4 protein-coding genes are annotated in these 6,016 nt (G+C 67.2%); 2 read left to right on the forward strand and 2 right to left on the reverse strand.

Annotation, left to right across the window (positions count from 1 at the left end; all coding sequences use genetic code 11):
- Positions 1-8: 8 nt before the first annotated feature.
- Complete coding sequence (locus tag VKV26_21090) at positions 9-236, reverse strand: hypothetical protein (GenBank protein HLZ72408.1); 228 nt, start codon at positions 234-236, stop codon at positions 9-11.
- A gap of 86 nt (positions 237-322) precedes the next feature.
- The gene (locus tag VKV26_21095; GenBank protein ID HLZ72409.1) at positions 323-625 is read right to left on the reverse strand and encodes a hypothetical protein; all 303 of its coding nucleotides are present in this window, start codon (positions 623-625) and stop codon (positions 323-325) included.
- Between the two features lie 130 nt (positions 626-755).
- On the opposite strand from VKV26_21095, the gene dnaE reads away from it, so the two are divergent.
- Positions 756-4,436 carry a DNA polymerase III subunit alpha gene (gene dnaE / locus VKV26_21100; protein HLZ72410.1) on the forward strand — a complete coding sequence of 1,227 codons (3,681 nt, stop codon included), beginning with the start codon at positions 756-758 and terminating at the stop codon, positions 4,434-4,436.
- Positions 4,437-4,692: 256 nt separating this feature from the next.
- Positions 4,693-5,868, forward strand: coding sequence for a M24 family metallopeptidase (locus tag VKV26_21105; GenBank protein ID HLZ72411.1), 1,176 nt, complete (start codon positions 4,693-4,695; stop codon positions 5,866-5,868).
- The last annotated feature ends 148 nt before the right edge of the window (positions 5,869-6,016 follow it).

The raw sequence follows: 6,016 nt of genomic DNA on the forward strand, positions 1-6,016 counted from the left end.
TCGTCCATTCATCTGATGTGTCCGACTGCACGTTCACCGACTTTAAACACGATGCTGTCTGGGTCAAGCCGATCACGAGCGTCACGTACCGCTTGCAGCAGCGAATCACTGAGCAGCACATTTCCTTCGGCGGACACGGCCACGAACTCTCCCCAATGCTCTTGCTCCAGCAGTCTGACGAAACGATCGTACCGATCGTCCATCTCCTCACGTGTCGGCAATCTCGATTGTGCCATCCTGTGGTCTCCTCAAACGGATGCTGGGCTACTGGTACCGTTCTCCTCCGACCCACGAGTGAGGTCCAGCCTTCCTGCGGCGCTACTCAGCAGTACTTCGCCCACGTACCTGGTACCGATTCGATACATCTGGTACCGATCCGATACATAAAGTGCCCGCGCCCAAGAGTCGTGCTCGCACTTGCCAGTACCTTTAGCCGCGAGTCGCCCAGCACGTAGCCGCCGTCGGGCGCGATGATGATGAACTCGCCCCAGTGATCCGCTTCGAGCGGCCTGGCGTAGCGTTCGTACAGCTCGTCGTAGCGGTCGTCTGCCGGCTCGGGCTCGGCGGTCATTGCTCGCTCCCCATCCGGCTTCGGTTCTTCGGCGTCCACTCGTCGAAGCGCCATCACGGTCTCTTCCACTCGCCTCCATCGTAGCGCAGCGTCCGGCAGGGTGGCGCTTGCCGTAAAATCGAGGCGCAGGCGGGCAGGCTTACGGCTATAGTGAAGACATCCCACACCGCACGGAACTGATCAATTGTTTACGCATTTACACCTGCACACCGAGTTCTCGCTGCTCGACGGTCTGGCGCGGATCGAGCCGGCGCTCGATCGCGTCAAGGCGATCGGGCAGGAGGCCGCCGCGATCACCGACCACGGCAACCTCTACGGCGCGATCGACTTCTACAAGGCAGCGCGCAAACGCGGTATCAAGCCGCTGATCGGCATCGAGGCCTACGTCGCGCCCGGCTCGCGCCTCTCGCGCGAGCCGCGGGAAAAGTCGCCCTTTCACCTCACGCTGATCGCCCGCAACCTGCAGGGCTTCAAGAACCTGCTCGCCCTCTCCAGCGCGGCGAACCTCGAAGGCTACTACTACAAGCCGCGCATGGACCGCGAGCTGTTCGAAAAGCATGCCGGCGGCCTGCTTGCACTCTCCGGCTGCCCCTCAAGCGAAGTCCACCGCGCATTGCAGGACGGCCGCCGCGACGACGCGATCGCCGCGATCCGCTGGTACCGCGAGGTCTTCGACGGCAACTACTACATCGAGATCCAGGAGCACGGCGACGAGCAGTTTTCCCGTCTGAATCCCGAACTGGTCGCGCTGGGCAAGGAACTCGGCCTTCCGGTCGTCGTCACAAACGACTCGCACTACACGGCGCCGGGCGACGCCGAGGCGCACGACATCCTGCTCTGTATCGGCACCAACTCGACCGTCAACGACCCCAAGCGCATGCGCATGGAGGGCGGCAGCTACTACATCAAGTCCGAAGACGAGATGACCGCGCTCTTCCCTGAGTTGCCCGAAGTCGTCTCCAACACCTGGAAGGTCGCGGAGAGCGTCGAGAGCTACGAGCTGGAGTTCGGACGCCTGAACCTGCCCGACCCCGAGTTGCCCGACGATCTCAATCCGATGCAGTATCTGGCCAAGCTCTCCTGGGAGGGGCTGGCGCGGCTCTACCCCGACGCAAACGAGACGGTACGCAAGCGGCTCGAATACGAGCTGGACGTCGTCGAAGAGACGGGCTTTCCGGCCTACATCTTGCTCGTGCGCGAGTTCGCGCAGTACGCGCGAACGCACCGCATCCCCTTCGGCGTGCGCGGCTCGGCCGCGGCGAGCATCATTCTCTACTGCACCGGCATCACCGAGATCGACCCGATCAAGCACCGGCTCGTGTTCGAGCGCTTCTTGAACCGCGAGCGGCGCGAGATGCCCGACATCGATATGGACATCGCCGACGATCGTCGCGGCGAGTTGATCAAGTACGTCGCCGACCGTTTTGGCCACGACCGCGTGGCGCAGATCATCACCTACGGGACGCTCGGCGCCAAGGCGGCGATCCGCGATGTGGGCCGCGCCCTGGGCATGGCGCCGGGCGATACCGACCGCCTCGCGCGCCTCGTGCCCCCCGCGCTGCACATGACGATCGAGCGCGCCCTCAACGAGAGCCAGGAGCTGCGCCAGCGCTACGATGGCGACCCGGTGGTGAAGCGGCTGATCGACACGTCGCGTGAGGTCGAAGGGATCGCGCGGCACGCCAGCACGCACGCGGCCGGCGTGGTGATCGCCAAAGACCCGCTGGTCGAGCATGTGCCGCTGCAGAAGCCGGCGCGCGGCGACGATCAATCGCTGCCGATGGTCTGCTGGGACATGAACACGGTGGCCGAGATCGGCCTGCTGAAGATGGACTTCCTCGGCCTCTCGAACCTCACCATCCTCGGCAAGGCGATCGAGCTGATCAGCGAGACGCGCGGCCTCGACCTGGTGCTGAGCGAGCTGCCCGACGGCGACCCGAAGACCTACGAGATGCTGAAGCAGGGCGAGACGTTCGGCGTCTTCCAGCTCGAATCGGCGCCGATGCGGCGGCACATTCAGGAGCTGCGTCCGGAGTCGATCGCCGAGCTGTCGGCGATGGTCGCGCTCTACCGCCCCGGTCCGATGGCGCATATCCCCGCCTACTGCCGCTCGAAGCACGGCATCGAGCCGGTGAAGTACCCGCACCCGGACCTGGCGGAGATCCTGGACGAGACCTACGGCATCATCGTCTACCAGGACCAGGTGCTGCTGATCGCGCAGAAGTTCGGCGGCTACACGCTGGGCCAGGCCGACATCATGCGCAAGGCGATGGGCAAGAAGATCGCGGAGAAGATGCGCGCCGAGCGCGACCACTTCCGCGCCGGCGCCGTGGAGAAGGGCTACACCCAGGCCGACGCCGACCGCATCTTCGACCTGATCGAGCCCTTCGCCGGCTATGCCTTCAACAAGGCGCACGCCACCTGCTACGGCACGATCTCCTACCAGACGGCCTATCTGAAGGCGAACTACGCCGCCGAATACATGACTGCCGTGCTGCAGTTGGCGGATAACCACCCCGCCGGCTTCGCCGAGCGCGTCGCCGCCGCCGCGGCCGAGTGCGCCCGCCTCGACCTTGTGATGCTGCCGCCGGACGTGAACCGCAGCGACGTGACCTTCCGTATCGACACGGTGGCGGACGAACGCACCGGCATTCGCTTCGGCCTCTCCTCGATCAAGAACGTCGGTTCCGGCGCGATCGAGGCGCTGATCGAGGAGCGCACGCAGAACGGCCCCTTCGCTTCGCTGGAAGAGTTCTGCCGCCGCGCGAACTTGAAAAACGCGAACAAGCGCATGCTGGAGAGCCTGATCAAGGCCGGCGCCCTCGACTGCTTCGCCGCCGATGCCGGCATGGAGCGGGAGCAGTACCGCAGCACGCTGCTGTTCAACATCGACCGCATCGTGAGCCTCGTGCAGCGCGAGCAGAAGCTGCGCGACGCGGGCCAGACGACGATGTTCGACATGTTCGGCGAAAGCGCCGATGCGCCGCTGCCGCAGCTCGAGCTGCTGACCACGCCCTCGCTGCAGGCGAAGGAGCTGCTGGCATACGAGAAGGAGCTGCTCGGCGTCTACGTTTCCGAGCACCCGTTCAAAGCCGCTTCCGTCGCGCTGGCGTCGCAGGTGGATATGCTGATCACCGAGATCAGCGCGGAGAGCGCGGGGCGCGAGGCGCGCCTTGCGGGCATCGTCGTTGCGGTGCGGCCGCTCTTGACCAAGGCCGGCCGCGGCTTCTGCGCCGCCACGCTCGAAGACCTCACCGGCCAGGTGGAGATCACCGTCTGGCCCGACACCTACGAGCAGCAGCGCGAGCTGTGGGTCGAGGGCCAGATCGTGCGCCTCACGGCGCGCATCCGCCTGCGCGACGACCGGCTCGACGTGGCAGTCGTGAACGCCACCGCGTTCGACCCGCACGCGGAGGGCGGCGTCCCGGCCGAAATGCGCGAGACCGTCGCCGAAGTGAACCGGCTGGCCCCCGGCCGCCCGCCGGAGCAGACGAACGGCTATCGCAACGGGAACGGCAACGGCCGCGGGCGCAACGGCAATGGTAATGGGAATGGCTACAAGAACGGCACCGGCAGTGGGCTTCCGGCCGGGCCGCCGCCGCGCTTTCTCGTGCGCATCGAGATCACCGAGCGTCCGGACGACGAGGCGGACGACCGCCGGCGGCTGAACGAGCTGGTGCAGGCGCTCACGGCCGCGCCGGGCAAGGACGAGGTCCACCTCGTGCTCTGCACGCAGGCGCAACGCTACGAGCTGGAGCTTTCGCCGGTTGCCCTCACGCCGCAGCTGGAGGAGCGGCTGCGGCCGATCCTGACGCCCGACGACTGGGGCCGCGTCTTCCCGGAGGCGCTGCCGGCAGCGTCCTGAGCGCGGCCGTTCGGCCCTCAACCTCTCGTCTCTCCTTCCCCCAATCCTGGAGGGGAGGAGACGATCCAGCCGTGAGCGTACCGTGACCCATACGGTTAACCAGACGCCGTCTGAGTCGTGCTGCGCACGATCGCCCCTCGCCCAATCCTGGGCGAGGGGGAAGGGGGTGAGGGCCGATGGCCGCGCTCGCAACCCCGGCGGCTATACTGGAGCGCAACACCGCCGGCCCCTTCTGTCGGCCGCGAGGGTTACCGTCGTGCAGATTCCCGAGATCCAGCGGCTGCTGGCGGAGCGCGGCCTCGACGGCTGGCTGTTCTGCGACTTCCGCCGCTCCAACCCGATCGCCTATCAGGCGCTGGGGCTGCGCACGCAGATCGTGACGCGGCGCTGGTACTACTTCGCGCCGGCGCAGGGCGAGCCGCGCGGGCTGGTCAGCGCCCTGGAGCCGCACGCGCTGGACGGCCTGCCGGGAGCGATGCGCGTCTACCGTTCCTGGCAGGAGCGCGAGGCCGGCATCGCCGCCCTGCTCGATGGCGCCACGCGTATCGCCGCCGAATACTCGCCGCGCAACACGATTCCGTATGTCTCGCGCGTGGACGCCGGCACGGTCGAGCTGCTGCGCTCGCTGGGCAAAGAGGTCGTCAGCTCCGCCGACCTGGTGCAGTACGCCGTCGCCCGCTGGAGCGAGGCGCAGCTCCAGAGCCATCTCGCCGCGTCCGAAGCGATCATGCGGGCGAAGGACCACGCCTTCGCCTACATCGGCGAGCGGCTGCGCGCCGGCGCCACGCCGACCGACTACGAGGTCCAGCAGATCATGTGGGCCGACTTCGCCGCGGACGGCATCGAGGCCGACGACCCGCCGATCGTCGCCACCAACGCCAACGCCAGCAACCCGCACTACCTGCCGACCGCGGACAACGCCACGCCGATCCTCGCGGGTGACGTGGTGCTGATCGACTTTTGGGGCAAGCTGAGGCAGCCCGACGCCGTGTACGCCGACCACACCTGGATGGCCTACGCCGGTGCGGCCGTGCCGCCGCGCCAGGCTGAGGTCTTCGCTGCCGTGGCCGCCGCGCGAGACGCCGCGATCGAGCTGGTACGCCGGCGCATGGCGGCAGGCGCGACGCTGCACGGCTACGAGGTCGACGACGCCGCACGGGCGGTGATCGAGGACGCGGGCTTCGGCGAGTACTTCGTGCACCGCACCGGCCACAGCATCGGCGAAGAGGTGCACGGCGACGGCGCCAACATGGACAACTTCGAGTCGCACGACGAGCGGCAGGTGCTGACGCGCACCTGCTTCTCGATCGAGCCGGGCATCTATCTGCCCGAGTTCGGCGTGCGCAGCGAGGTCGACCTCTACGTGCACGACGACGGCCAGATTACGGTCACGGGCGGGCCGCCGCAGCGCACGATGACGCCGCTGCTCTGAAACCGCTCGGCGCGCCTAACCCCGCTTTGCTTCAACAGCGCCGTTTCGCGGCGATCCGAAGAACGCCGCGTCCGCATGGGAAGTCTCGGTCTGACGTGGGCGCCCAGCGCCCATCGAGCACCGTTACGCTGCGCTCTGGCCCGACGCG

It is taken from the genome of Dehalococcoidia bacterium, from assembly GCA_035310145.1.
Classification (GTDB): domain Bacteria; phylum Chloroflexota; class Dehalococcoidia; order CAUJGQ01; family CAUJGQ01; genus CALFMN01.